The sequence below is a fragment of the Pseudarthrobacter sp. NPDC092202 genome, from assembly GCF_044755505.1.
In the GTDB taxonomy this organism is placed as follows: domain Bacteria; phylum Actinomycetota; class Actinomycetes; order Actinomycetales; family Micrococcaceae; genus Arthrobacter.
In genome coordinates this window covers 322,773-347,513 of sequence record NZ_JBIVRG010000002.1, presented here as the reverse complement: position 1 = coordinate 347,513, position 24,741 = coordinate 322,773, and the positions used below count along the sequence as shown (strand labels likewise).

The window sequence follows — 24,741 nt, the reverse complement described above, 5'->3', positions numbered from 1 at the left end:
CTGCCGCCGAACTGACTTGCTGTTGACGGAGGTCACGTGCGCATAGTCCTCGGAGTCGGGGGAGGGATTGCCGCCTACAAGGTGGCATCGCTCCTCCGGCTTTTTACTGAAGCCGGCCACGACGTCACGGTGATCCCCACCGAGGCATCCACCCGCTTTGTTGGCACTGCCACGTGGGAGGCGTTGTCCGGAAATCCGGTCAGCAACAGCGTCTTCGACGACGTCCACCAGGTCAACCATGTCCGTTTGGGCCACGAGGCAGACCTGATCGTTATCGCCCCGGCCACCGCCGACCTCCTGGCCAAGGCTGCCACCGGACAGGCGGGGGACCTGCTGACCAACACCCTGCTGATGGCCCGCGGCCCCGTTTTGTTTGCCCCGGCCATGCACACCGAGATGTGGCAGCACCCGGCAACCCAAGCCAACGTGGAAACGTTGCGAAGCCGCGGCTCAGCCGTCCTGGAACCTGCCAGCGGCAGGCTCACGGGCGCTGATTCCGGTCCGGGCAGGCTCCCGGAACCGGACGCCATTTTCGATGCCGCCATGGCACTGGTGCAAGGACAGACGGACTTCCAGCTGCCGCTGGCCGGCCGCACAGTCACCATCAGTGCCGGTGGAACCCGCGAACCCCTGGATCCGGTGCGCTTCCTGGGCAACAGGTCCTCCGGCAAGCAGGGCGTCGCCCTGGCCGTAGCCGCCAGGAACGCCGGCGCGACTGTCCGCCTGCTGGCAGCACACATGGATGTTCCCCCTCCCTCCGGCGTCGAGGTTGTGCCCGTTGAAACCGCCCTGCAGCTTCGCGAAGCCGCGCTTGCGGCGGCAGCTGACTCCGACGTCGTCATCATGTCCGCGGCCGTTGCGGACTTCCGCCCCGCGGCGGTTTCCGACACCAAGATCAAGAAGCGCGACGACCGCGACGACCCCGTCATCACGCTGGTCCGCAACCCGGACATCCTGCACGAACTTGTGGAACGCCGGAACAGTGCCGCCCCGGGCGGGCGGCAGCAACTGATTGTCGGTTTTGCGGCTGAGACCGGAGACAGCGACGGTGATGTCCTGGCGCACGCCCGGGCGAAGCTGCAGCGCAAGGGCTGCGACCTGCTGGTGGTCAACCACGTGGGAACGGACAAGGTCTTCGGGCAGGACACCAATTCCGTTGTCATCCTGGCCCGCTCCGGCTCCGAACCACAGGAGGCGTCCGGAACCAAGACGGAGGTTTCCGCAGCCGTCATCAGCCGGATCGGCCACGAACTGAATTCTGTGTCGCCGCGCGCCTGAGTGTTCCACGCCACGTTTGCTTAGTACGGAGACATCTCCAGAGGCTTCCCTTCGGGGAGTCCGGATTCCAACCAGTAAGGTAGTTGAGTGACTTTACCGCTGCACCTTCCCCACACGTCCGGAGCCACCCCCAGCGCGCTGCGGCTCTTCACTTCCGAGTCGGTTACCGAAGGCCATCCGGACAAGATCTGCGACCAGATCAGTGACGCAATCCTGGATGCGCTTCTGGCTGCTGACCCCGAATCGCGGGTTGCGGTGGAAACCATGGCCACCACGGGCCTGGTCCACGTTGCGGGCGAGGTCACCACTGATGCCTACGTCGAGATTCCCCAGATCGTGCGGGAAACCATCCTGGGCATCGGCTACGATTCATCGGCCAACGGGTTCGACGGCGCCCGCTGCGGCGTGTCCGTGTCCATCGGCCAGCAGTCCAACGACATCGCCGGCGGCGTCTTCAACTCGCTCGAAGCCCGCGAAGGGCGGCAGGAAGACGACTACGACCTCCAGGGCGCCGGCGACCAGGGCCTGATGTTCGGCTACGCCAGCGACGAAACACCCTCCTACATGCCACTGCCCATCTGGCTGGCACACCGGCTCTCCGAACGGCTCACCGAAGTCCGCAAATCAGGCGAACTGGCCTACCTCCGCCCCGACGGCAAGACCCAGGTGACGGTCGGCTATGACAAGGATGTCCCGGTCTCCGTGGAAACCGTTGTCATCAGCAGCCAGCATGCCGAAGGCGCAAGCCTGGACCAGCTCCGCGCAGACCTTGCCGCCATCGTCATCAAGCCTGTGCTGGCAGGGGCCAACCTCGACCTCTCCCGCGTCCGCAACATCCTGAACCCGGCCGGCGAGTTCGTCATCGGCGGCCCCGTTGGTGATGCCGGCCTGACCGGGCGCAAGATCATCGTTGACACCTACGGCGGCATGGCCCGCCACGGCGGCGGCGCCTTCTCGGGCAAGGACCCGTCCAAGGTTGACCGCTCCGCCGCATACGCCATGCGCTGGGTTGCCAAGAACGTGGTTGCCGCGGGGCTGGCCAAGCGTGCAGAAATCCAGATTGCCTACGCCATCGGCCAGGCCCGTCCGGTGGGCACCTACGTGGAAACGTTCGGCACGGAAACGGTTGACCCGGCCCGGATCAGTGCCGCCATCGCGGAGATCTTCGACCTGCGCCCCCGCGCCATCATCGACGCACTGGACCTGAAGCGGCCCATCTACGCCAAGACCGCGGCGCACGGACACTTTGGCCGCGACGAGCCTGACTTCACCTGGGAGCGGCTGGACCGCGTGGACGACCTCAAGGCGTTCTTCAACGCCTAGGCCCCGCACCGCCGGACTGGCTGCCTGTAACTTCGCCTGCATCTCGGCTTGCATCTTTGCCTGCGACGCAATGTCAGTGCCCTGTGCTTGGCTGAATTTGTCCATCAGGGAGCCGAACGGAGGTTACTGCCATCGCTGCTGACAGTCCTGCCCGCCCGTCCCCGGAGCTTCCCGGCACCGTGCAGCCCTCACTCCTGCAGGGCTTTCCGTCCACCACAAGGCCCGCCGGGCCGCAACTGGCCAGGCACCTGCCCGTAGCCCGGGTGTTGGTGGAATCCTCCCTGCCGCACCTGGACCGGCTCTTCGACTACGGGGTTCCGGACACCCTCGACGAGGCTGCCATGCCGGGCGTCAGGGTCAAGGTCAAGTTCAACGGCCAGGACCTCAGCGGTTTCCTGATGGAACGCGTTGCCGAATCCGACGCCGGACACACCCTGGTGCCCCTGGCAAAGGTTGTGTCCCCGGTTTCCGTGCTCACGCCCGCTGTCCGGGAGCTCGTTTCTTCCGTCGCCGCACGCTACGCCGGCACGGTCAGCGACGTCCTCCGGGTCGCTGTCCCGCCCCGCGTCGCGAAACTGGAAAAGGAGTTCGTCGCGGCGGAACCGGACGCGCCGGCAGCGCCGGACAAGGCAGAACCGCGCGAGGCCACGCAGCTTCGAGCCGAGCCCGAGCCGGCCACCCTGCCGGGTGCCTGGGCGGCCTATCACAACGGCCAGGCCTTCCTCCACCACCTGGCCGGGGGCGGTTCCCCAAGGGCTGTACTGAACCCGCTGCAGGGATACGGCACGGCTGGATGGCCCCGGCTATTGGCGGAAGCGGTGGCCGCCGCCTACGCTTCAGGGCGGGGCGCCGTGGTGGTGGTACCCGATTACCGGGACCTTGACCGCCTTGAAGAGGCGCTCCATGCCCTGCTGCCCGAAGACGCCGTTGCCCGGCTGGCGGCCGACGACGGTCCCACCCCGCGCTATCGGAATTTCCTTCGGCTCCTGGCGGGGACCGCCCGGATTGCCATCGGGACAAGGTCCGCAGCTTTTGCCCCGGTCCAGGACCTGGGACTGGTGGTTTGCTGGGACGACGGCGACGACCTCCACATCGAGCAACGCGCCCCGTATGCGCACGCCCGCGAGGTGCTGCTCCTGCGGGCCGAACAGGAAGATGCCGCCTGCCTCCTTGCGGGCCACTCGCGCAGCACGGAGGCCCAGCGGCTGGTAGCGGCAGGCTGGGCGCGTGCTGTCGAAGCCGGCCGCCCTGACGTCCGCAGGACGGTCCCGCGCATCGTCAACACTGCTGACAGCTTCGAGCAGGAGCGGGATCCGCTGGCCCGGATCGCCCGCCTGCCCGGTGCCGCATGGCGGGCCGCCAAGGAAGGGCTGGAGCGTGGACCGGTCCTTGTCCAGGTGGCCCGCGCCGGATATGCGCCGTCGCTCGCCTGCGAGATGTGCCGCGAGCCGGCCCGCTGCGGCAGCTGCCAGGGACCCCTGGCCGTTGCAGGCGCCAGCGGCACGTCCGCCATGCCCCAATGCCGCTGGTGCTCCACGCCGGCGCCGGACTGGCACTGCGCGCACTGCGGCGGCCGGCGCCTGCGCAAGGGCGCCACCGGAGTCATCAGGACAGCAGAGGAGCTCGGCCGCGCCTTTCCCGGGAAGACCGTCATCACTTCCTCGGGGGACCAGGTGAAGGCTGCCGTGGGTTCAGGCAAGGCATTGGTGGTGGCCACGGTGGGTGCCGAACCCGTGGCGGATGGGGGATATGCGGCAGCGCTGCTCCTGGACGGCGATTCCCTCCTGCGCCGTGAGACACTGCGCGCCGGCGAGGACACCGTGCGGCGGTGGTTCAATGCGGCCGCGCTGGTGCGTCCTGCATCGGACGGCGGACTGGTGGTGGTCACCGCGGCGGATACAGCTGCCGTGGGTGCCCTGCTTCGCTGGGATCCGGCCGGTTACGCGGAGCGGGAACTGTCGCTGCGGGCGGAGCTGCAGCTTCCCCCCGCGGTCCGCACCGCGTCCGTTACCGGGCCGCGCGCCGCCGTCGAGCACTACACGGCGGCCGTGGCAGCAGACTTGGCCTCCGGGGGTATCACCTTGCGGACAGCCGGACCGGCACCCGTGGTGCTGAGCGGTCCGCCATCGCCCCGCCGCTCAGCTGAGGATGTGCGCACCCTGCTCTTCTTCCCCTATGGACAGGCCGGGGCCGTCACCCGTGTCCTGCGTGTCACCAGGGCTGCGGCAGCGGCAAAACGCTCCAGCGAGCCCTTCCAGCTCCGGCTGGACGGCATCGACGTCCTCTAGGGCGGTACCCTACCGGCGGCGCCGGCGCCGGACCACGATTTCGTGGGCTGCATCCACCAGCTGCCGTGCCGACTCGTCCCAGCTGAACTCCCGGGCACGGGCAACGCAGCGCCGCGACAGTTCCTCCCAGCGGGCATTGTCCTGGAGGGTGTGCACGGCTTCGGCAAACTGCCGGGGGGATGCAGGGTCAACGTAGAGGGCGGCGTCCCCGCCGACCTCCCGGAAGATGGGGATATCGCTGGCAATAACGGGAGTGCCGAGCGCCATGGCTTCCACCAGGGGAAGCCCGTAGCCTTCGGCCCGTGAAAGGCTTACCAGCGCCGCAGCCGAGCGCAGGAATTCGTGATACTCCCCGTCCGTGACGCCGTTGTGGAACACCACGTGCGCCCCTGGTGGAACCAGCTTTTCCAGTTCGGCACGGCGTTGGGGCGTGATGCGGCTCAGCAGGTGGAGGGTGTAGCCGGGCAGGCCCGCCATTCCCGCCACCATGGTTTCGACGTTCTTGTACGGCATGAAAGAGCCCATGTAGACCAGCGCGCGGTCTTCCCCGGCGCCGGCTGGCCGGGGCCCGTGCTCCTGCTCCGGCTGGGGGGCGTTGCTGATAATCCTCACGGGGCGGTGCGTCAGGCGGTACTTTGCGATCAGCGCCTCGGTGGTCCGGCTGATGGTGGCCACAGTGTCGGCCCGGTTGAGGAGCAGGCGCTGCGGCCAGAAAGCCTTGTGGTACAGCCGCCACAGAAGCCGGACCGGTGCCGGCAGGAACCCCGGCGGGGCAGGGTGCTCGTAGTAGATGAGGTCGTGGAGCGTCAGCACCAGGCCGTATTTGCGGCCCCAGGTGCCCATCGTCTGCATGGGGCATACCACCACGTCGGCGCCAAGCCGGTTGATGGTGCGCGCCACAAAAAGCTCCCTTGGCGACAACGGGCTGCTGATCAGGGTGTAGGGAACATCGGGGAGCAGGGGGAGCTGCCGGACGTCGGAGACCAACATGGAAACGTCCGCGATCTTCGCGGTGGCGGCGATCAGGCTTGCCCCGTAGCGGCTGATGCCGTCGTGGTGGTCGGTCCGGGTAAAACGTGCGTCGATGACAATCTTCACGCGGGGTGGTCCTTAAGGAAGCTGCGGATGAACGAGGCTGCCGGTTCGGGCGTTTCGTAATGGATGAGGTGTCCGACGCCGGGAATCACCTTGAGTTCGCCGTCCGGCAGCAGCGCAGCGAGGCGGCGCTGGTCGGGGAGGACGGCGATCTCATCTTTTTCGCCGGCGATCAGCAGCACCGGAAGGGTGAGCCGGCCGGCCACCTCGGCCACGTGGCTGCTGACCGACGCGGTAAAGGATTCAAGCAGGCTGTCACGGCTGGCAAAAGCGCTGAAGTAGGCGCTGTGCTGGCCGTGGATGAAACGGCGCAGGTCCCTGTCGGCGGTCTTGGCCATGGTTTCGCTCATGATCCGGACTATCAGCGGGCTCCGCAGCAAAGCCAGTCCCAGGTGCCGGGGAAGGCGCGCGGCAAGCCGGTAGTAGAGGACCGCGAGCCGGGTCATCACGCCCTTTGGCCCTTCCAGCGCCGGTGCCGCAATGGGATTGATGAGGATCAGGGGGTTCACCGATCCCGGATGATCGGCCACGAAGTGCGCGGCAATGATCGAGCCGAAGGAATGTCCCAGCAGGACCGTCTCGGGGCCCAGGCCAAGGGCCGCCATGAATCCGGTAATGAAGGAGCCATACTGCTCCACGGAATGCCGGCCGGACGTGAACGCGTCGGAGCCGCCGAATCCGGGCAGGTCCGGCATAATGATGCGCATCTCGGAAAGCTGGTCTGCCACGCGCAGGAGTCCGTGATGGTCTCCGCGGAAGCCATGGATTACCAGGATGGTCCGCGTTTCCGGACCGGCGTGCACCGGCTCGTACGTCCAGAAGGCAACCTTCCCGCCGTCGATCTCCACCGAGGAGGACGACGTGCGGGACTCAAGTCCATGGCTGAAGTAGGCCGGCGAGGCAGGCCCGGGCCGTGCTGTGGTCATCGGTGCTGCCTTAATTGACGTGGTCCGGGTGCGAGCCGGTGCGGTGCCCCCGGTCCAGGCCTGCAAGCGCAGCCATGTCCCGGTCCGAGAGTTCGAAGTCGAAGATGTTGAGGTTTTCCCGGATGCGCCCCTCGGTGCTGGCCTTCGGAATGGCAATGTTCCCCAGCTGCATGTGCCAGCGGAGGATTACCTGGGCGGGCGTCTTGCCGTGTTCAGAAGCGCAGGCGTGGACAACGGGATCGGCCAGGACCTGTCCGCGGCCCAGCGGACTCCATGCCTCCGTCCTGATCCCCAGCCCGTCATGCAGCGTGCGCAGTTCCGCCTGCTGCAGCCACGGGTGCAGTTCAATCTGGTTGACGGCGGGCACCACCTCCGCAGTCTGGAGCAGCCGGTCAAGGTGGGACGGCTGGAAGTTGCTGACGCCGATGGCACGGACCTTCCCTTCCCGGTACAGGGTCTCCAGGGCCCGGTAGGTATCGGAAAACAGCCCGCGCCTGGCGCAGGGCCAGTGGATGAGGTACATGTCCACATAATCAAGGCCGAGGTTGACCATGGAGTCGTCGAAGGCCCTCAGCGTCGCGTCGTAGCCGTGGTGGTCGTTCCACACCTTCGTGGTGATGAACACGTCTTCCCTGGACAACGCCGGGAACAGCTCGCCGGAGCCGCCGCTGCCGGCGTACCCGCCCAGTTGGGAATTGATCCCGCGGGCCACTCCGGTTTCGTTGCCGTACATGGCTGCGGTGTCAAAGTGGCGGTAGCCGGCAGCGAGCGCGGTGGCAACGAGCCCTTCCGCGTCCGCGGCGGGGACCTTGTACAGTCCAAAGCCGAGCTGGTGGATCAGCACGCCGTTGTTCAGGCTGAGCCGCGGTGAGGTTCTCATAGCCACGACTCTACCCATTGGCCGCCGTGAGGCCCTCGAAATCCACCAGGCGCCGCGCGGTGGCCTCGTCCAGGATCAGGTCGGTGGCCAGGCCGGCGGCCAGGGCGCCGCGGAGCCCCTTGATCTTGGAGACCCCGGACACCACGCAAATCCTCCGCCGGACCTGCCGCAGTTCGGCGAGGGCCGGCCCCGTGGATCTTTCGTTGAGGACGATGCCGTCGGAGGATCCGTCGCCGCGGAAGAAGACGGTGGCAACGTCACCCACGACGTCGGACGTGGCCAGGATGTTCAGGTCCGTCTCATCCAGGTATCCACCCGCGTAGACGTGGCTGGGGTAGTCCGCATCCACTGATCCCACACCGAAAATGGCAATGCTCATCTTGGCCTGGAGTTCCAGGATCCGTTGCACGCTGCGCTCATTCCACATGGCGGTCTTGGTGGCGGCGTGGTCGAAAAACGCCGGTACGGGGAACTGCTCCACCCGCGCCCCGTAGGCGCTCCCGAACCGCCGCATGATGTCGCTGGCGTACGTGATGCCGGTGGTGTGCATGTTGCCGGCGCCGTTCAACTGCACGATCACGCTGTCATGGGTGATCTTGCGGGTGAGGTGGCGGCTGACTGCGCTCAGCGTGGATCCCCAGGCCACGCCGATGATGGCGTTCGAATCCACCAGGGGTCCGATGGTGCGCGCTGCCTGCATGGCCACGCGGTCCAGGGTCTCGGCTTCATTCAGTGTTTCCAGGACCGGCACTACATGGACGTCGACGCCATAATGGTGCCGGATCCTGCCCTCGAGCTCCGGACCGGTGTCCAGGGGGTTGCGGATCTGGATCTGGACCAGTCCGGATTCGCGTGCGGAGGACAGGAGCCGGGACACGGTGGATCTGGAGGTTCGCAGTTCGCGGGCTATCGCATCCATGGTCAGGTCCTGCAGATAATACATTTGTGCAGCTCGGAGGGCTTCAGAGTGCCTTGACGGGTCCATTACCGCTCCCTCGTGCACGTTTGTGCATAGTGCTTGACTCCATTTTCCATTAGTCCAAACAATAGTGGAGAACGGCGGGCCCGCCCACTCGGTTGCCCGCGCCACACAAAGCCCCAAGGGAGTCGTTTTGGGACCCAAGGATTTAACCGGCCGACCTTCCGCAGCACCTGCGGAGAAGCCGGGAGCCGAACGCAGTTCCGTCCACCATCTGCGGCGCCGGCCGCACGCGAAGGTGCTGGTGGTTGGGGGCGGCATCAACGGCGTAGGAACCTTCCGTGACCTCGCGCTGCAGGGTGTGGACGTTGCGCTCGTTGAACGCGGCGACTACTGCCAGGGGGCCAGCGGGGCCTCGTCGCATATGATCCACGGCGGCATCCGCTACCTCGAGAACGGCGAATTCCGCCTGGTGCAGGAATCAGTGGTGGAACGCAACCGGCTGCTGCGCATCGCTCCGCACTACGTGAAGCCGCTGCAGACCACCATTCCCATCTTCAGCACTTTTTCCGGTGTACTGTCAGCCCCCCTGCGCTTCCTGACGCACAAGCAGCAGGGCAAGCCCAAGGAACGCGGCGCCTTCCTCATCAAGCTTGGCCTGAGCCTCTACGACTCGTTCTCCCGCGACGGCGGCACCGTCCCGCGGCACCAGTTCCGCAGCGGCCAGCGTGCCCGTGCGGAACTGCCGGCCCTCCGCCCCGACGTCAAGTACACCGCCACCTACTTTGACGCTTCCGTGCACAACCCGGAGCGGCTCACGCTGGACGTCCTCCAGGACGGGGAAAAGGCCGGCCGTGCGGCTGCGGGCGAAGGCAACGCCCAGGGCTACACGGCCCGTGCCAGCAACTACGTTTCCCTGCAGTCCATGACCGGTAAGCCCAATCCGGGCACCGGCAAGGGAAGCACCGTCCGGCTGCGGGACGAACTCACGGGCGAGGAATTCGACTTCACCGCAGACGTCATCGTTAACACCACGGGCGCCTGGGTGGACCTGACCAACGAGGCGATGGGCACGGCTTCCGCCTTCATGGGCGGCACCAAGGGCTCCCACATCGTGCTGGACAACCCTGCGCTGCTGGAAGCCTGCCGCGGCAGGGAGATCTTCTTCGAGCACACGGACGGACGCATCGTCCTGATCTATCCCATGGGGGACCGGGTCCTGGTGGGGACCACCGACGTGGACGCTGACATGGCACAGGACGCCGTCTGCACCGACGAGGAAATCGAGTATTTCTTCGACCTGGTGGGCCACGTCTTCCCGGACATCGCCGTTACGCGCGACCAGATCGTCTACACCTTTTCCGGAGTCCGGCCGCTGCCACGCCATGACGCCACCCAGCCCGGCTTCGTGTCGCGCGACTACCGCATCGAGCGCCGCGAACCCGGACAGGACGGGAACGGAAAGGGCGCCGTGGTCCTGAGCCTCGTCGGCGGGAAGTGGACCACCTTCCGTGCCCTGGCCGAACACATGACCAACGACGTGCTGGCCGAGATCGGGATGGACCGCAAGGTCTCCACCGCCCAGCTCCCCATCGGCGGCGGCGCAGGCTTTCCCGCTGACGAGCCCGGCGTGCAGAAATGGATCAAGGCGCACATGGCCTCCGGCCGTGACGCCGACCGCACCGCGGTACTCCTGACCAGGTACGGGACCCGTGCCGAAACCGTCATGGAGTACCTCGACGCCGGACCCGACAGGCTGCTGCATTCCACCCGCGAGCTGAGCGTCCGTGAACTGGAGTTCATGGCCGCCAACGAGCAGGTGGGGCACCTCGTGGACGTCCTCATCCGCCGGACTTCCCTGGCATTCAGGGGCCTGGTGACGGGCGAACTGCTGAACGAGGTGGCAGATCTGCTGGCCGTTCCCCTTGGCTGGAACGCCGCGGTCCGCGCTGCAGAGATCAAGCACGCGCAAGATGTGCTGCAAAAGTTCCACCGTGTAGAAACCCACAGCCTGGTCGCCTAGCACCCGGTTGCAGGCCGGGGCGGCAACCCGCCCCGGCCCACGGTCCTTCAACCCACGAAGGACCTCCATCAGAAAATAAAGGAGTCAAAGATGTCTCTTGGAATAGTTTTCCTTTCCGAAGTATTCGGAACGGCGATGCTGACCCTCCTGGGTTGCGGCGTCGTCGCCAACGTTGCCCTGCGGGGGACTAAAGGCAACAGCGGTGGGTTCCTGATGGTCACCTGGGGATGGGGCATCGCTGTCTTCGCCGGCGTCTTCGTTGCCGCGAAATCGGGTGCCCACCTGAATCCAGCCGTCACGCTCGGGCTGCTGGTCAACGGAAAAGCCGAATACGCCCCGGACGTACCGGTGGACTTCGCCTCCACGCTGACGTACTTCGGCGGCGAACTGCTGGGCGCCTTCCTTGGTGCCGTGGCGTGCTGGCTGGCGTACAAGCAGCACTTTGATGCGGAGCCGGAGGTTGCCAGCAAGCTCGGCGTCTTCTCCACCGGGCCCGCCATCCGGTCCACCCCCTGGAACCTGGTCACCGAAATCATCGGCACCTTCGTCCTGGTGTTCGTCATCCTTACCTTCGGCGGAACCCCCTCAGGCCTGGGCCCGCTCGCTGTCGCCCTGCTCGTCGTCGGCATCGGCGTGTCCCTCGGCGGCCCCACCGGTTACGCCATCAACCCTGCCCGCGACCTCGGTCCCCGCATCGCCCACGCCGTGCTCCCCATCAAGGGCAAGGGCTCCAGCGACTGGGGATACTCCTGGATCCCGGTGGTAGGCCCGCTGGTAGGCGGTGCCCTTGCCGGCATCGTGGCCAACCTCGCGCCCATCATCGTTACCGCCGCAGCCTGACCCCATAAACCAACCCACCCTGCCCACATCACCGATACAGACAAGGACGTCCATCATGAACCAGTACGTAATCGCCATCGACCAGGGAACCACCAGCACCCGTGCCATCATCTTCGACCACAGCGGGAGCATCGTGTCCTCGGGGCAGATGGAACACGAACAGATCTTCCCGCAGGCCGGCTGGGTTGAGCACAACGCCGCCGAAATCTGGAACAACACCCGCGAGGTCATTGCCTCCGCCCTGTCAAAGGCGAACCTGACACGGCACGACATTGCCGCCGTCGGCATCACCAACCAGCGCGAAACTGCCGTGGTGTGGGACAAGACCACAGGTGAGGCCGTCTACAACGCCATCGTCTGGCAGGACACCCGCACCCAGGACATTGTGGACCAGCTGTCCAAGGACGGCGGGGCTGACCGCTTCAAGCAAAAAGTGGGCCTGCCGCTTGCCACCTACTTCTCCGGTACCAAGATCAAGTGGATCCTCGACAATGTGGAGGGTGCCAGGGCCAAAGCCGAAGCCGGCGACCTGGTGTTCGGCAACACCGACTCCTGGGTCCTGTGGAACCTGACCGGCGGCGTCAACGGTGGAGTGCATGTCACCGATGTCACCAACGCCTCCCGCACGCTGTTCATGGACTTGGAAACCCTGCAGTGGGACGACGAGATCCTTGGCATCTTCGGTGTTCCCCGGACCATGATGCCGGAGATCAAGTCCTCCTCCGAGGTGTACGGCACCGTGCATACCTCCCAGCTCCTGCGGGAAGTTCCCGTTGCCGGGATCCTGGGCGACCAGCAGGCGGCCACGTTCGGGCAGGCAGCCTTCGAGGCCGGCGAGGCGAAGAACACGTACGGCACGGGCTGCTTCCTGATCTTCAACACCGGCGAGGAGATCGTCCATTCCAAGAACGGGCTGCTGACGACTGTCGGCTACAAGCTCGGAGATGCTGCCCCGCACTACGCCCTGGAAGGCTCCATCGCCGTCACAGGCTCGCTCATCCAGTGGCTGCGGGACAACCTGGGAATGATCAGCAGCGCCCCCGAAGTGGAAACCCTCGCCGCGTCCGTGAAGGACAACGGCGGTGTGTACATCGTGCCCGCGTTCTCCGGCCTCTTCGCGCCGTACTGGCGCTCGGATGCCCGCGGCGCGATCGTCGGGTTGACCCGGTTCGTGAACAAGAACCACATTGCCCGTGCCGCGCTGGAAGCCACCGCCTTCCAGACCCGCGAGGTGCTGGACGCCGTGAACGCGGACTCGGGTGTTCCGCTCACCGAGCTGAAGGTCGACGGCGGCATGGTGGCCAATGATGCCCTGATGCAGTTCCAGGCGGACATCCTGGGCGTTCCCGTCATCCGGCCTAAGGTTGTGGAGACCACCGCCCTGGGTGCGGCCTACGCGGCCGGCCTCGCCGTCGGCTTCTGGAAGGACCTGGGGGAGTGCTCGGCCAACTGGTCCGAGGACAAGCGCTGGGAGCCGCAGATGGACCAGGCTGAGCAGGACCGCCAGCTGCGCCTGTGGAAGAAGGCCGTCACGAAGTCCATGGACTGGGTTGACGAGGACGTGAAGTAGCCCAGACAGACAGCAGTTCGTGGTTGCGGCGGTCCCCGTCGCACCACGCAAGGAAGGCGGCCCCTGCCCCGCCCGCTCCGCGGTGCCCACCACACCCGGGCGAGGGGCCGCCTTCCTTGCTTTCGCTTTAGTCACCCTCCATCCACAAACAGAGGGTCTTCGCTGCTAACCTCCGCCGCCCGTGTGCAACTGACGCTTAGGGGCGGCAGAGGTGCGCTAAAGTGGTTGCATGCGTGCGATCCTTCTGCTTAGCCAGCCGCCCGGTATCCGAAACAACGGATAGCGTGCGGCAGCCCCTCCATGGTGAGGGGCTTTTGTGTGTCCGGGAGCATTTCCGGTGGCAGCAGGAGGATCAGGCCGTTATGGCAGCACCGATGCCGTAACAGAACAGAAGAGGGCAGCAGTGGGCGTTCAGCCGGAGACAGAGACCGGAACAGCAGCAACAGTGTCAGCGGACGTGCCCGAGGAGGGCACCTACAGCTTCACGGCGATGGAGGCCAAATGGCCGCAGGTGTGGGAGGACCTTAAGGTCTTCACCCCCGTCGACGACGGGTCGCGCGAGCGCCGCTACGTGCTGGACATGTTCCCCTACCCATCCGGTGACCTGCACATGGGCCACGCGGAAGCGTTCGCCATGGGCGATGTCGTGGCACGCTACCTGCGCCAGAAGGGCTACGACGTCCTGCACCCCATCGGCTGGGACTCCTTCGGCCTGCCAGCGGAGAATGCCGCGATCAAGCGCAACGCCCACCCCAGCGAGTGGACGTACGCCAACATCGACACCCAGGCCGCGTCCTTCAAGCGGTACGCCATCTCCGCGGACTGGTCCCGGCGGCTGCACACCTCCGATCCGGAGTACTACCGCTGGACCCAGTGGCTGTTCAAGCGCTTCTACGAGCGCGGCCTGGCCTACCGGAAGAACTCCCCGGTCAACTGGTGCCCCAAGGACCAGACCGTGCTGGCCAACGAACAGGTAGTCAACGGCGCCTGCGAGCGCTGCGGCACCACCGTCACCAAGAAGTCCCTCAACCAGTGGTACTTCAAAATCACCGAGTACGCGGACCGGCTGCTCGATGACATGGAGCAGCTACGCGGCCACTGGCCTGAGCGCGTGCTGGCCATGCAGAAAAACTGGATCGGCAGGTCCGAGGGTGCGCACGTCAACTTTGTGATTGAGGCCGACGGCGGCAGGCCCGCCAAGGAGGTCACGGTCTTCACCACCCGCCCGGACACCCTGTACGGCGCAACGTTCTTCGTGGTGGCCGCAGACGCACCGCTCGCCGTCGAACTCGTCACGGACGAGCATGCCGCCGCCCTGGACGACTACCGCGAACAGGTCAAGGCGCTCTCCGAAATTGAACGCCAGTCCACCGAACGCGAAAAGACGGGCGTCTTCACCGGCCGGTACGCCATCAACCCCCTGAACGGCGAGAAGCTGCCGGTATGGGCGGCGGACTACGTCCTGGCCGACTACGGCACCGGGGCCATCATGGCCGTGCCCGCCCACGACCAGCGCGACCTGGACTTCGCCCGCAAGTTCGACCTCCCCGTGCGGGCCGTCCTGGACACCGGCGAGGAAGACCCGGCCGTGTCCGGTACCGCGACGGCGGGCGAGGGGACCCTGATCAACTCAGGCGACCTGGACGGCCTGCCCAAGGCCGAGGCCATTCCGGCCGCGATCGCCGTGCTGGAGAAGCAGGGCACGGGCGAGAAGTTCGTGAACTTCCGGCTGCGGGACTGGCTGCTGAGCCGCCAGCGGTTCTGGGGTACTCCCATTCCGATCATCCATTGCCCGTCCTGCGGCGAAGTTCCGGTGCCGGATGAGCAGCTGCCCGTTACGCTGCCCTCCGACCTGCGCGGCGAGGACCTGTCACCGAAGGGCACCTCGCCCCTCGCCGCCGCCGAGGCCTGGGTGAACGTCGAGTGCCCCACCTGCCATGGGCCCGCCAAGCGCGACACGGACACCATGGACACCTTTGTGGACTCGTCCTGGTACTTCCTCCGCTTCGTTTCACCGGACTACACCGAGGGCCCCTTCGATCCCCAGAAGATCAACGACTGGATGCCGGTGGGGCAGTACGTCGGCGGTGTGGAGCACGCGATCCTGCACCTGCTGTATGCCCGGTTCTTCACCAAGGTCATCAACGACCTCGGCCTGATCGACGCCAACGAACCCTTCACCGCACTGCTCAACCAGGGCCAGGTCCTCAACGGCGGCAAGGCGATGAGCAAATCGCTGGGCAACGGTGTGGACCTCGGGGAGCAGCTGGACAAGTACGGCGTGGACGCGGTGCGCCTGACCATGATCTTCGCCTCCCCGCCGGAGGACGACGTGGACTGGGCTGACGTCTCGCCGTCGGGCTCTGCGAAGTTCCTGGCCCGCGCCTGGCGCCTCGCCCAGGACGTGGCCAGCGAACCCGGTGTTGACGTGGCCACCGGCGACCGCGCCCTGCGTTCCGTCACGCACCGGACCATCGCGGACGCCGCCGAACTCCTGGACGCCAACAAGTTCAACGTCGTGGTGGCCAAGCTGATGGAACTGGTCAACGCAACCCGGAAGGCCATCGACTCCGGCGCAGGCGGAACTGACCCGGCTGTCCGTGAGGCGGCGGAGGCGGTTGCCGTGATCCTGAGCCTGTTCGCCCCGTATACGGCTGAGGACATGTGGAACGTGCTGGGGCACCCTGCCTCGGTGGCCAATGCGGGCTGGCCGGCGCACGACGAGTCCCTGCTGGTGCAGGACACCGTCACCGCCGTGGTCCAGGTACAGGGCAAGGTGCGTGACAGGCTGGAGGTTCCTCCTTCCGTGACCGAGGACCAGCTGCGCGAGCTGGCGCTGGCCTCGGAGAATGTCCAGCGCGCCCTCGACGGCCGTGGCATCCGCACCGTTATTGTCCGCGCCCCTAAACTGGTCAACATCGTCCCGGCCTAGGCCGGACCAGGCCGCCGGAGCCCTCCGGCGGCCTGCTGTGATCCCAGGAGGCCCCCTTGCCCGACCGTGACGCCGCCTGGCCCTGGGTCCGTGCACGCCTGCTGGCACGCCGCCGCGGGCAGGAGGCCCCTGGGAGCCAGCCCGCCGCCGTCGTACGCACTGCCGTGGTGACCGACTCCGCGGCGGCGCTGCCTGCTGACTGGACCGCCGGGCTCAGCGGTGACGGGCGGCTGGCTGTGATACCCATGCCCGTGATGGTGGGGGATGAGATCTATGGCGAGGGCGAGGATGACATCTCCGAAACCATCGCCCTGGCGCTGGCGAGCGGAACGTCCGTGAAGACCTCGCGGCCGTCACCCGGCCAGTTCGAGCAGGCTTACCGTGCGGCCTGGCAGCGCGGGTTCGAAGCGGTGGTGTCTGTCCACATCTCCGGAGAACTGTCCGGGACGGCTGATGCTGCCCGCCTTGCAGCGGCCCGGGTGGGCATCCCGGTGGAGGTAGTCGATTCGCGGACTGTCGGGATGGCCCAGGGCATGGCGGTGCAGGCGGCTGTCCGGGCCGCGGCCGACGGCGGGGATGCCGCCGCCGTTGCCGCTGCCGCCGCGGAACAGGCAGCGGGGACCAAAGTGTATTTCTACGTTCCCAGCCTGGAGCAGCTGCGGCGCGGGGGCCGCATCGGTGCTGCGGCATCGCTGCTGGGCACCATGCTGGCGATCAAGCCCATCCTGGCGGTGGAGGGCGGCAAAATCGTGCCGCTGGAAAAGGTGCGGTCGGCCGCAAAGGCTGTAGCCCGGCTGGAAGAGATTGTTGCCGCTGATGCCGGTGCCCGTCCTGCCCCGGCCGTTCGGCTGGCCGTCCACCACTTTGGGAATCCTGACGAGGCTAAGAGCCTCGCCGAACGGTTGGCGCGCGAATTGCCGCTGTGCCCCCCGGCCCAGGCAAGTTCCCTTCCGGCCGTACTGGCCGCCCACGCGGGCCTGGGCGTCCTGGCCGTCATCGTGGGGGAGGAACCGGGGGATACCGGCACTTTTCCGGGAACGCTTTCCTCGTAGCAGGCATTGGCTCAGGCTTGGCCGTGTGAGCCGGAGCAGAAGGGAATCAGGGCACTGCTTCGGCCAAAGCATCATTGAAGAGCTGGATTGCCTGATCGATGGTTTCTCCAAGAACGGGTGGCTCCCGGTCCAGCCCAAAGATGAGCTCGTCCATGTGGCGCAACCCGGCACGCTCCAGTAGCCGCTTCTCGTTGGTGACCCACTCGCCCCGGGCGGCGAGCACGGCGTGTGCTGCCATCGCAGCGGAGATGGCCAGGGCCCCGGCCAGTTCCGTCAGGCGCCCCTTGACGGCTATGCGCGGCGCGCGTAGCCGAGCGTCATGTGGGCCCGGTCCATCCAGACGCTCGGGGCGGTCCTGCGGAGGACCTGCGGGTACTCCGGCTGCGGCACATCCCCGCGAAGGACGCGGTTGATGCCGAGTTCGGCCACAACCAGATAGCTGGGGATCCCGGCCAGGTGGAACATAAGCGGCTCAATGTGGAACCTGCCGTGCTGCGCCTCGGCCAGCTCATGCTCAACAACGTCGAGGTTCCGGTAGTGGATATCCACGCTGCGGCCGTCGACTTCCAGCCACGCCCCGCCGTTGAAGACTCCGCCGCCCCAGCCCCCAATCTCGGAAACCGTTCCCTGCCAGCCGATGTTCCTCAAGTCATCAGGATCAAAATGTTCCCGGTAGTACAGGGCGAAATCCCAGTCGCTGGACGGTCCGTGGGTGCCGGTCGCCCGTGACCCCCCGAGAGTTACCGCAAGAACCCCGGGAAGAGCGGCCAGGTGACCGGCCACATAGTCAACGAACACTGAGTCGTCCACGCCGAACCGCCTCCTGGAAATGACCTGTTGAAACACCGTACGGCGTCTCCGTGGGGAACTTCCATTAGGCTCTGAACATGGAGGTTCGGGATTCGCCGGGAAATTCGACTGTGGACATCAACCAGGAGCTTAGCCAGCGGCGCGGCTGGATTCTGACAATTGCCGTCGGGTTTGCCCTGCACATCCTGAGTTTTGTTATCGGAATGAAGACAGTGGGGCCGCTGTGCGGCAGCCCGCTGCTTCCGCAAAGCAGTGCTGCTGAAGAGGCCGACATCCAGATGCGGACTACGGGGCTGGCGGCGGAGTGCTACCGGAACATCGATGCCGCTTCTGTACCGGTATGGATCTTGATGGCGCTGGGAATTGGCCTGGTCCTGACGGGGGTGGCCGTCAGGATCGTGGGTATCCGCCGGTCACTTGCCCAATCCGGAAAGTTGACCGGTGGGTGAACACCGGAAGGCTGGGATGCCCGAGAGTCGAGAGGATTGGCCAGTGACTGCTGTCTATTTGAGCGGACAGCTCGTGTGCCGTAACAACAACCAGGTTGCCGTCGTGGTTCAGCATCTCGACCGGCACGTCACGCTGACCCGGGCTGAACCCGGCTGTGTCTCCTTCAGCGTGACGCCTACCGGCGACCCCTTGGTCTGGAAGGTCGACGAACATTTCAGCGACCCCCATGCTTTTAGGCTTCACCAGGAACGGGTGGCGGGCAGCATCTGGGGGCGGGCCACGGCCGGGATCGAGCGCCGCTACACGATTGTGGGGCTTTAGGTCTTCTCCGCGTTCACTTCCAGACCCGGACCAGATAGTCTCTGCGGGAGGTAACGTCACGGGGATGGGGATGACAGAGAAGGGCCATGGCCAAGACGACGCCGAATCAAGTGGCCGAAAGTTGAATGCAGGTCTTCTTGCCTTGCTGATCCTGGTGCTCAATACCGCAGGAGTCTTTTGGGCTGTGTGGGCCGTCGGGGGCGGTGTCGACTCCGGGATTGGCCTGTTCTACTACCTCTTCAGCGTTACTTTCCCCGCAGCCCTCGCCACTATTGCCTTGAGTGTCGTCAGTCTCGTACGCCGCCGTGGCCGCGTTCCAGGCACCATCGCCCTCACCATCACCTCCGGCGTCCTGATCTGGTTCGTCTACGGCTTCCTGGAGTCGCAGGTGTTCTGAAAGGCCCCGTCACAGGTTCACCTGTTACTCCTGCTTTCTGGTCCGGCACCGTTCGCAGAAGGCGCGCGAGAAGGACGACCATGCCTACTGCGTCGAATGTGAGGGCTTAACGGTTCTGGCCGGCTGTCCCGGAGCGCATCTGGGACAGCATCCGCGAAGAATCCACGCTCCCGCCGCTGACCTGGAGTGTTTGCCGCATGGAGGTCAGTCCGCTGCCGGTCCGGCTGAAAGGAGCCTTTCCACATATCATGCGGCTGCCCTGTTGCCCCCGCGCAGTGGTCCCTAGCGTGAAGCTATGTCACGCCGGGACGCTGGAGCAGCAGGTCACTCGGCGCGCCATGCCAGGACCCGGCTGCAGGCAGCCCTGGGCGAGGCGCCGTCCGGCCTGTTGCTGGACGCCGACGGGAATCAGCTCTTTGAGTACCAGAGTGCCGGCGGCCACGTTCCGGACGCTTCCGGCACGGCGTTGCCCGGGGAATCCGGACAGGACGCGGATACCGCGTCCACGGCCCTGGGGCCGGCACTCCGCTGGCGGTTGGGCCCCCGCCTGGCGGTTCTTCTTGGCGTCCTTGCTGTTGCTGCCGCGGCGTGGTTCTGGTGGCAGGTGGCGGCGGGCCGGCCGGAGATCCTTCCGCTCAGCGGCGTAAGCCCCGGCAGCCCTGCCGCTAACCCTTCCGCCGGGGCCACCGTTACGAGAGATGAGGGGGCCGGTGGCAGTGGGCCGGGCGTTGAGAACGCGGAGGCTGAGACCGCCGCTGCGGTGGTGGTCCATGTTGCCGGAGCCGTGACCAGTCCCGGAGTGGTGCAGCTGCCGGCGGGAAGCAGGGTGCACCAGGCCATCACGGCCGCTGGAGGCGCAATCTCCGGCGCGGACCTTGGCCGGCTGAACCTGGCCCTCGTGGTGGAGGATGGCCAAAAGATCCATGTGCCGCGCGAAGGCGAGCAGTTACCGGCAGCAGGTACCGGAGGCACAAGTCCGGAACCCGGAGCCGGAAGTGTGGCCGAGGCTGGTAACGCGGGAAACGCTGCGGGAGCGAAAATCAACCTCAACACGGCGGGCGTGGAGGAGCTGGATACCTTGCCCAAGGTCGGGCCGGTGCTTGCCCAGCGCATCGTGGACTGGCGCAACGAGCATGGGGCCTTCAAAAGCGTCGAGGAGCTGGACGCAGTTGACGGCGTTGGACCCAAGATGCTTGAGGCATTGCTGCCGCTGGTGACGGTGTGATGGGACGACGTGAGGGGTGTGTCTGATGGGTAGCCGCAGGGTGAAGCCCGCGGGCAGCGCATGGCAGCGGTATGTGGAGTCTGCAGTCAGGGGACCCACAGCTGTGCCCGGACCAGCGCGAACAACTGGCGCCGAAGGAAGCCTCCGGCGGACCGGGGATACGACGGCATCGGGCTCCGGAACAGAGCCGGGACAGCGCCGGAGCTTCACGGTTCCCGTGACTTTCCGGCACCGTGTCCAGGAGCAGTGGGACGGGGTACGGGATGCAGCCTGGCAGGGAAAGACGAAGGGGAATGCAGGGAAAGACTCAGCTGCCGGCAGCGAGGAGTCCCGCCGCCGCACCGACGTCCGTCTCGCCGTGCCAGCTGCGGCCGTATGGGCCGCCTCCATCGCGGGGCTTTGGCTGCAGCCGCTGGCACTGGCGGCACTCTGTTCTAGTTTTGCTCTTGCAGGGATGCTGTTGATACGCCGGAGCCGCTTGCGATTCACACCAAGGACAGAACGCCCGCGCGCCCGGCGCAGTTTCCTGTCCACCTGCGCGGCAGCACTCTTCCTGGCGGCTGCCGCGGCCGCACACTCGGCTGCGGCAGCCAGCCAGCGGTTCGAGGGGCCCCTGGCTGAGGCTGTTGCTGCAGGGAAATCAGTAGTGGCCGTCGTCGAAGTGGCCGGCGGCCCCCGGGCACTCACTGCACCAGGCCAGGCGGGAATGCCGGAACGCTGGTCAGTGCCTGTCTGGACCCGCGACGTCAGCACCGGCGGTGTCCTGCTCCGAACCCGGGCTCAGCTTGTGGTTATGGGCGGCGGCGACTGGGGCAGTGTGGTGACCGGCCAGCTGGTCCGCGCAACGGGAAAGCTTCGGCCGCCAGTGCCAGGAACGGAGGAAGCCGCGATTCTCACGGCCTCCTCAGGCCCGGGCCAGGCCACCGCCGTGCCAATCCTGGAGGGATCGGCCAAAGAACTTCGGGAACAATTCGTGGCCGCGTCCTCCTTCCTCACCCCCGATCCCCGCGGCCTGCTGCCGGGCATGGTCACGGGAGACACCACGGCGCTGGACGAGGGACTGGAGACTGCCATGAAGGGGGTGGGCATGACGCACCTGACGGCCGTCAGCGGCGCCAACTGCAGCCTGGTCCTTGGGGCACTGTTGCTGGCTTGCCGGGGCCTGCGCCTGCCGCGCCTCCCCGCCGCTGCCCTGGCCGGCGCCGGCCTCTGGCTCTTCGTGCTCCTCGTGGGGCCGGACGCCAGCGTCCTGCGGGCAGCCCTCATGGGTGCCATCGCCGTCATATCACTGGCCGGCGGGCGTTCCGGACGGGGCCTCAGCTTCCTGTGCCTTGCGGTGATCGGCCTGCTGCTGACAGACCCTGGCCTGGGGTCCAGCTTCGGGTTTCTCCTGTCCGTTCTGGCCACCCTGGGAATCATTGTCCTTGGCCGGCGAATCATCAGTTGGATGCCCGGGTTCGTTCCGCGCTGGGCGGCAGCAGCGGTGGCCGTCCCGCTGTCAGCCCAGCTGCTCTGCGGACCGGTGATCGTGATCCTGCAACCCCAGTTTTCCACCTACTCGCTGTTGGCAAACGTTATCGCCTCGCCCCTGGTGGCTCCTGTGACATTGCTGGGGACGGCAGCTGTTCCCCTGGTGGTTCTTGCCCCGTGGGCGGCAACGGCCCTCATCGCGGTGGCCGGGACGTTCAGTGCCGGCGTCGCCGCCGTGGCAAGGTTCACGTCACAGCTCCCGGGAGCATCGCTGCCCTGGCCGGAAGGCATTCACGGGCTGCTGACCATGCTGTTCCTGTCTGTTCTGACGTATGGAACCGTCTGGGCTTGTGCCCGGCCGCGCCAGGCCGGCGGGTTGGTCATGTCCTGTCACCGGCATCTCGTTTCGCTCATCGAAGCCCTGGAGGATAGGGCTGTCCTGTCGCTCCGCCGCTGGGGCTTCCGGCAGGAGCCCGGGACGATGTGGAAGATGGCGCGGCAGCCCGGCCCCGGCTTGGAGCGGGGAGCCGGACGTGGCAGGCTGGGATACTCCACAATACTTTCCGGAAGGAACCCACGATGGCCGCTGCGCAGAAGCGAGCAACCCGTTCCCCGGCATCCAATGCGGCCACCTGGCGGGACGTAGCGCCTGCAGCGGTGGTGCTGGTCAGCGGCCCGGAAGAGTATCTGGGCATCAGGGCAATGGACCGCATCCGCGCGCAGGTGCGGGCAGCGGCACCCGACGTGGAGGTCAGCCGGATCAACGCGGCTGCCTATGAGCCCGGCACCCTGCTGATGCAGGTCAGTCCCTCGCTGTTCGGTGAGAGCAAGCTCATCGAGGTTGAAGCCGTCGAAGCCATGAACGATGCCTTCCTCGCTGATGCGCTTCGGTACGTGGAACACACGGAACCCGATGCCGTCCTGGTCCTCCGGCACGGCGGGGGAGTCCGGGGAAAGAAGCTCCTGGACGCCGTCAAGAAGGGCGGCTGGCCGGTGGTGGACTGCCAGCCGCTCAAGAAAGACGCAGACAAGGTGGCCTTTGTGGCGGCCGAATTCAAGGCGGGCGGCCGCCGTATTGAGCAGGACGCCGTCCAGGCCCTGGTCAACGCGGTTGGAGCCAACCTTTCAGAACTTGCCGCCGCATGCAGCCAGCTCATCGCCGACGCGGGAACCACCGTAACCTCGGACATCGTGGACCGCTACTACGGTGGCCGTATCGAGGCGACAGCATTTAAGGTGGCTGACGCTGCCATGGCGGGCAATGCGCCCTTGGCCCTGTCCACCCTCCGACATGCCCTGGCCACCGGAGCGGATCCCGTACCGTTGGTGGCCGCGCTGGCCGCAAAGCTCCGAACGGTTGCGCGGGTTGCCGGCGCATCCGGATCCTCCGCCCAGATAGCCGCAGAGCTTGGCATGCAACCCTGGCTGGTTGAGCAGGCGCAGCGGGACGTGCGGCGATGGACGCCGGACGGGCTGGTCCGGTCCATCCAGGCCACCGCCGAGGCCGACGCGCAGGTCAAAGGACTTTCGCGCGACCCCGTCTATGCCGTGGAGCACGCGGTTACGGTCATTGCCATGTCTGTCCAGGGCCGCTGACCGTCGACCAGGCCCCCGGCGAAACTTTCCCGGGACGCCGGTCAGCCGAATTTCCTAAGCTTGTGAGCGGGCCGGAAGCTACAAGGCCTTAGTCCGCGCATGAGGTTAGGCAACGGACCTAACTCTGCACTTAAAGATGTGTGGCCGGCACCCGAGGGTACCGGCCACAACCATCAGTTCAAACGAACTGGAAACCTTACAGTGCGTTGACCTTCTTGGAGATCGCCGACTTGCGGTTCGCTGCGTTGTTCTTGTGCAGAACACCCTTGCTAACAGCCTTGTCCAGCTTGCGGCTGGCAGTAACCAGGGCAGCAGCAGCTGCATCCTTGTCCGTGGACTCAACGGCGGTGTTGACGGCGCGGATGGCCGTCTTCAGCTCGGACTTGACTGCGTTGTTGCGCAGGCGTGCCTTCTCGTTGGTGAGGATGCGCTTCTTCTGGGACTTGATATTCGCCACGTGTGAACTCTCTTTTTAATGCGGAAATGGTCTAGAGGGCTTTCAGGTTGGCCATTGACTGAGCGGCGTGGGGATACCTATGGCGGCCAACCATCAGTGGCCGTCGACCTGCACGGACACACAGCTATAAAGAATAGCAGGTCAGGGGCAACTCCTGCCATTTCACAGGCTCAGGCCCAGCCGTGTCGCCGGCGCAAGGAGGAGGCCACCCGCTCGAAACGGTTGCGGTCCAGTACGGCACCCTCCCGCCGGATGCCGTCCGGGCGGAGCTGGAGGACGCGGTCCAGCCGGGCTTCACTGGGGCGGCCCTGACGGTCCCAGCCTCCAACTCCGATGTCCACGTAGTCCGCTGAGGCTGCAGTATCAGGAACCCGGTCCCTGCTGGTCAGCATCAGTCCGAGCAGGTAGCCGCCGTTGCGGCCCACCAGCAGGACTGGCCGGTCCTTCCCGCGGCTGTGGTCTTCTTCGTACGGCACCCAGGCCCACACCACTTCCCCCGGATCGGGCTCGCCATCCGGACTGGCTGCGTAACTGACGGTGAACTTTCCGTGGAAATCCCCGGGGTAGGTGGTAGCGGCAGCGGCCCCGCCCCCAGCCTGTCCATTGCCGGAAGCCGGCGTGGCCCGGCCCGGGGAGGGGCGGCCAGCAGCGCCGGCAGCCCTTCGCGCCTTTCGGAGTGTTCGCAGTCCTGTCCTGACCGCGTCCTGCAGTGATCGGAGATTGAAAACCATCCAGCCACCCTATAGCTGCCTCGCGCACGGGAGAATGACGGCGGCTACTCCGTCCAGGATGCGGTGTGGCAGCTTCCGACGTGGGACACTGGAGGTTGAAAATGTGCGGCCTGTCCGCGGGCCGCCCACGGCGGGCCCGGCGGTGGCCGTGTGAATGC

At 66.3% G+C, this 24,741-nt stretch carries 22 protein-coding genes and 1 pseudogene; 15 read left to right on the top strand and 8 right to left on the bottom strand.

The window, feature by feature from the left end; genetic code table 11:
• Window positions 1-36 precede the first annotated feature (36 nt).
• The 3 genes from coaBC (at window position 37) to ACIQF4_RS04980 (ending at window position 4,889) form a co-directional block, all read left to right on the top strand.
• Complete coding sequence (coaBC, locus tag ACIQF4_RS04990) at window positions 37-1,278, top strand: bifunctional phosphopantothenoylcysteine decarboxylase/phosphopantothenate--cysteine ligase CoaBC (protein WP_400516139.1); 1,242 nt, start codon at window positions 37-39, stop codon at window positions 1,276-1,278.
• 87 nt (window positions 1,279-1,365) lie between these two features.
• Complete coding sequence (gene metK / locus ACIQF4_RS04985) at window positions 1,366-2,601, top strand: methionine adenosyltransferase (protein ID WP_350003179.1); 1,236 nt, start codon at window positions 1,366-1,368, stop codon at window positions 2,599-2,601.
• Window positions 2,602-2,780: 179 nt separating this feature from the next.
• Complete coding sequence (locus tag ACIQF4_RS04980; protein WP_400516140.1) at window positions 2,781-4,889, top strand: primosomal protein N'; 2,109 nt, start codon at window positions 2,781-2,783, stop codon at window positions 4,887-4,889.
• Window positions 4,890-4,898: 9 nt separating this feature from the next.
• Here ACIQF4_RS04980 and ACIQF4_RS04975 read toward each other — a convergent pair whose 3' ends face one another.
• From ACIQF4_RS04975 to ACIQF4_RS04960, 4 genes are read right to left on the bottom strand one after another with little or no spacing between them, the layout of a single operon-like run.
• Complete coding sequence (locus tag ACIQF4_RS04975) at window positions 4,899-5,987, bottom strand: glycosyltransferase family 4 protein (RefSeq protein ID WP_400516141.1); 1,089 nt, start codon at window positions 5,985-5,987, stop codon at window positions 4,899-4,901.
• Window positions 5,984-6,910: an alpha/beta fold hydrolase gene (locus ACIQF4_RS04970; RefSeq protein ID WP_400516142.1), complete on the bottom strand. Its 927-nt coding sequence runs from the start codon at window positions 6,908-6,910 to the stop codon at window positions 5,984-5,986. The genes ACIQF4_RS04975 and ACIQF4_RS04970 overlap by 4 nt, the downstream gene beginning before the upstream one ends.
• Window positions 6,911-6,920: 10 nt before the next feature.
• Complete coding sequence (locus tag ACIQF4_RS04965; RefSeq protein ID WP_400516143.1) at window positions 6,921-7,790, bottom strand: aldo/keto reductase; 870 nt, start codon at window positions 7,788-7,790, stop codon at window positions 6,921-6,923.
• A gap of 10 nt (window positions 7,791-7,800) precedes the next feature.
• Window positions 7,801-8,775, bottom strand: coding sequence for a sugar-binding transcriptional regulator (locus tag ACIQF4_RS04960; RefSeq protein WP_400516144.1), 975 nt, complete (start codon window positions 8,773-8,775; stop codon window positions 7,801-7,803).
• Window positions 8,776-8,902: 127 nt separating this feature from the next.
• Here ACIQF4_RS04960 and ACIQF4_RS04955 point away from each other — a divergent pair, with 127 nt between their 5' ends.
• The 5 genes from ACIQF4_RS04955 to ACIQF4_RS04935 all read left to right on the top strand — a co-directional run bounded on the left by ACIQF4_RS04955 (window position 8,903) and on the right by ACIQF4_RS04935 (window position 17,126).
• On the top strand, window positions 8,903-10,732 hold the full coding sequence (locus ACIQF4_RS04955; protein ID WP_400516145.1) for a glycerol-3-phosphate dehydrogenase/oxidase: 1,830 nt from the start codon (window positions 8,903-8,905) through the stop codon (window positions 10,730-10,732).
• 90 nt (window positions 10,733-10,822) lie between these two features.
• Window positions 10,823-11,572, top strand: coding sequence for an MIP/aquaporin family protein (locus ACIQF4_RS04950; protein ID WP_400516146.1), 750 nt, complete (start codon window positions 10,823-10,825; stop codon window positions 11,570-11,572).
• Between the two features lie 55 nt (window positions 11,573-11,627).
• Entirely contained in the window at window positions 11,628-13,142 is a 1,515-nt protein-coding gene (gene glpK / locus ACIQF4_RS04945; RefSeq protein ID WP_350003192.1) for a glycerol kinase GlpK, read from the top strand.
• A gap of 403 nt (window positions 13,143-13,545) precedes the next feature.
• On the top strand, window positions 13,546-16,074 hold the full coding sequence (gene leuS, locus ACIQF4_RS04940) for a leucine--tRNA ligase (protein WP_400516147.1): 2,529 nt from the start codon (window positions 13,546-13,548) through the stop codon (window positions 16,072-16,074).
• A gap of 56 nt (window positions 16,075-16,130) precedes the next feature.
• Window positions 16,131-17,126 (top strand): DegV family protein, encoded by a 996-nt coding sequence (locus ACIQF4_RS04935; protein ID WP_400516148.1) that lies wholly within the window; start codon window positions 16,131-16,133, stop codon window positions 17,124-17,126.
• Between the two features lie 46 nt (window positions 17,127-17,172).
• Here ACIQF4_RS04935 and ACIQF4_RS04930 read toward each other — a convergent pair whose 3' ends face one another.
• Both ACIQF4_RS04930 and ACIQF4_RS04925 read right to left on the bottom strand, forming a co-directional pair.
• Window positions 17,173-17,364 (bottom strand): hypothetical protein, encoded by a 192-nt coding sequence (locus tag ACIQF4_RS04930; protein WP_400516149.1) that lies wholly within the window; start codon window positions 17,362-17,364, stop codon window positions 17,173-17,175.
• Window positions 17,365-17,417: 53 nt separating this feature from the next.
• Window positions 17,418-17,936 carry a nucleotidyltransferase domain-containing protein gene (locus ACIQF4_RS04925; protein WP_400516150.1) on the bottom strand — a complete coding sequence of 173 codons (519 nt, stop codon included), beginning with the start codon at window positions 17,934-17,936 and terminating at the stop codon, window positions 17,418-17,420.
• 77 nt (window positions 17,937-18,013) lie between these two features.
• On the opposite strand from ACIQF4_RS04925, the gene ACIQF4_RS04920 reads away from it, so the two are divergent.
• The 7 genes and pseudogenes from ACIQF4_RS04920 (at window position 18,014) to holA (ending at window position 23,395) form a co-directional block, all read left to right on the top strand.
• Window positions 18,014-18,385 carry a hypothetical protein gene (locus ACIQF4_RS04920; RefSeq protein WP_350003199.1) on the top strand — a complete coding sequence of 124 codons (372 nt, stop codon included), beginning with the start codon at window positions 18,014-18,016 and terminating at the stop codon, window positions 18,383-18,385.
• Window positions 18,386-18,428: 43 nt separating this feature from the next.
• Window positions 18,429-18,707: an antibiotic biosynthesis monooxygenase gene (locus ACIQF4_RS04915; protein ID WP_350003201.1), complete on the top strand. Its 279-nt coding sequence runs from the start codon at window positions 18,429-18,431 to the stop codon at window positions 18,705-18,707.
• Window positions 18,708-18,771: 64 nt separating this feature from the next.
• A complete protein-coding gene (locus tag ACIQF4_RS04910; RefSeq protein ID WP_400579849.1) occupies window positions 18,772-19,104 on the top strand; it encodes a hypothetical protein in 333 nt (110 codons plus the stop codon).
• Window positions 19,105-19,120: 16 nt separating this feature from the next.
• Window positions 19,121-19,210, top strand: a pseudogene (locus ACIQF4_RS04905) (DUF4193 family protein); the annotation flags it as partial.
• A 189-nt stretch (window positions 19,211-19,399) separates the two neighbouring features.
• Window positions 19,400-20,329: a ComEA family DNA-binding protein gene (locus ACIQF4_RS04900; RefSeq protein ID WP_400516152.1), complete on the top strand. Its 930-nt coding sequence runs from the start codon at window positions 19,400-19,402 to the stop codon at window positions 20,327-20,329.
• Between the two features lie 478 nt (window positions 20,330-20,807).
• Window positions 20,808-22,445, top strand: a complete 1,638-nt coding sequence (locus ACIQF4_RS04895) for a ComEC/Rec2 family competence protein (protein ID WP_400516153.1) — start codon at window positions 20,808-20,810, stop codon at window positions 22,443-22,445.
• Window positions 22,379-23,395 (top strand): DNA polymerase III subunit delta, encoded by a 1,017-nt coding sequence (gene holA / locus ACIQF4_RS04890; protein ID WP_231454269.1) that lies wholly within the window; start codon window positions 22,379-22,381, stop codon window positions 23,393-23,395. The genes ACIQF4_RS04895 and holA overlap by 67 nt, the downstream gene beginning before the upstream one ends.
• Before the next feature lie 196 nt (window positions 23,396-23,591).
• Here the strand turns inward: holA and rpsT are convergent, their stop codons facing one another.
• On the bottom strand, window positions 23,592-23,852 hold the full coding sequence (rpsT, locus tag ACIQF4_RS04885) for a 30S ribosomal protein S20 (protein ID WP_056739236.1): 261 nt from the start codon (window positions 23,850-23,852) through the stop codon (window positions 23,592-23,594).
• Between the two features lie 170 nt (window positions 23,853-24,022).
• Window positions 24,023-24,583, bottom strand: a complete 561-nt coding sequence (locus ACIQF4_RS04880; RefSeq protein ID WP_400516154.1) for a type II toxin-antitoxin system PemK/MazF family toxin — start codon at window positions 24,581-24,583, stop codon at window positions 24,023-24,025.
• Window positions 24,584-24,741 lie beyond the last annotated feature (158 nt).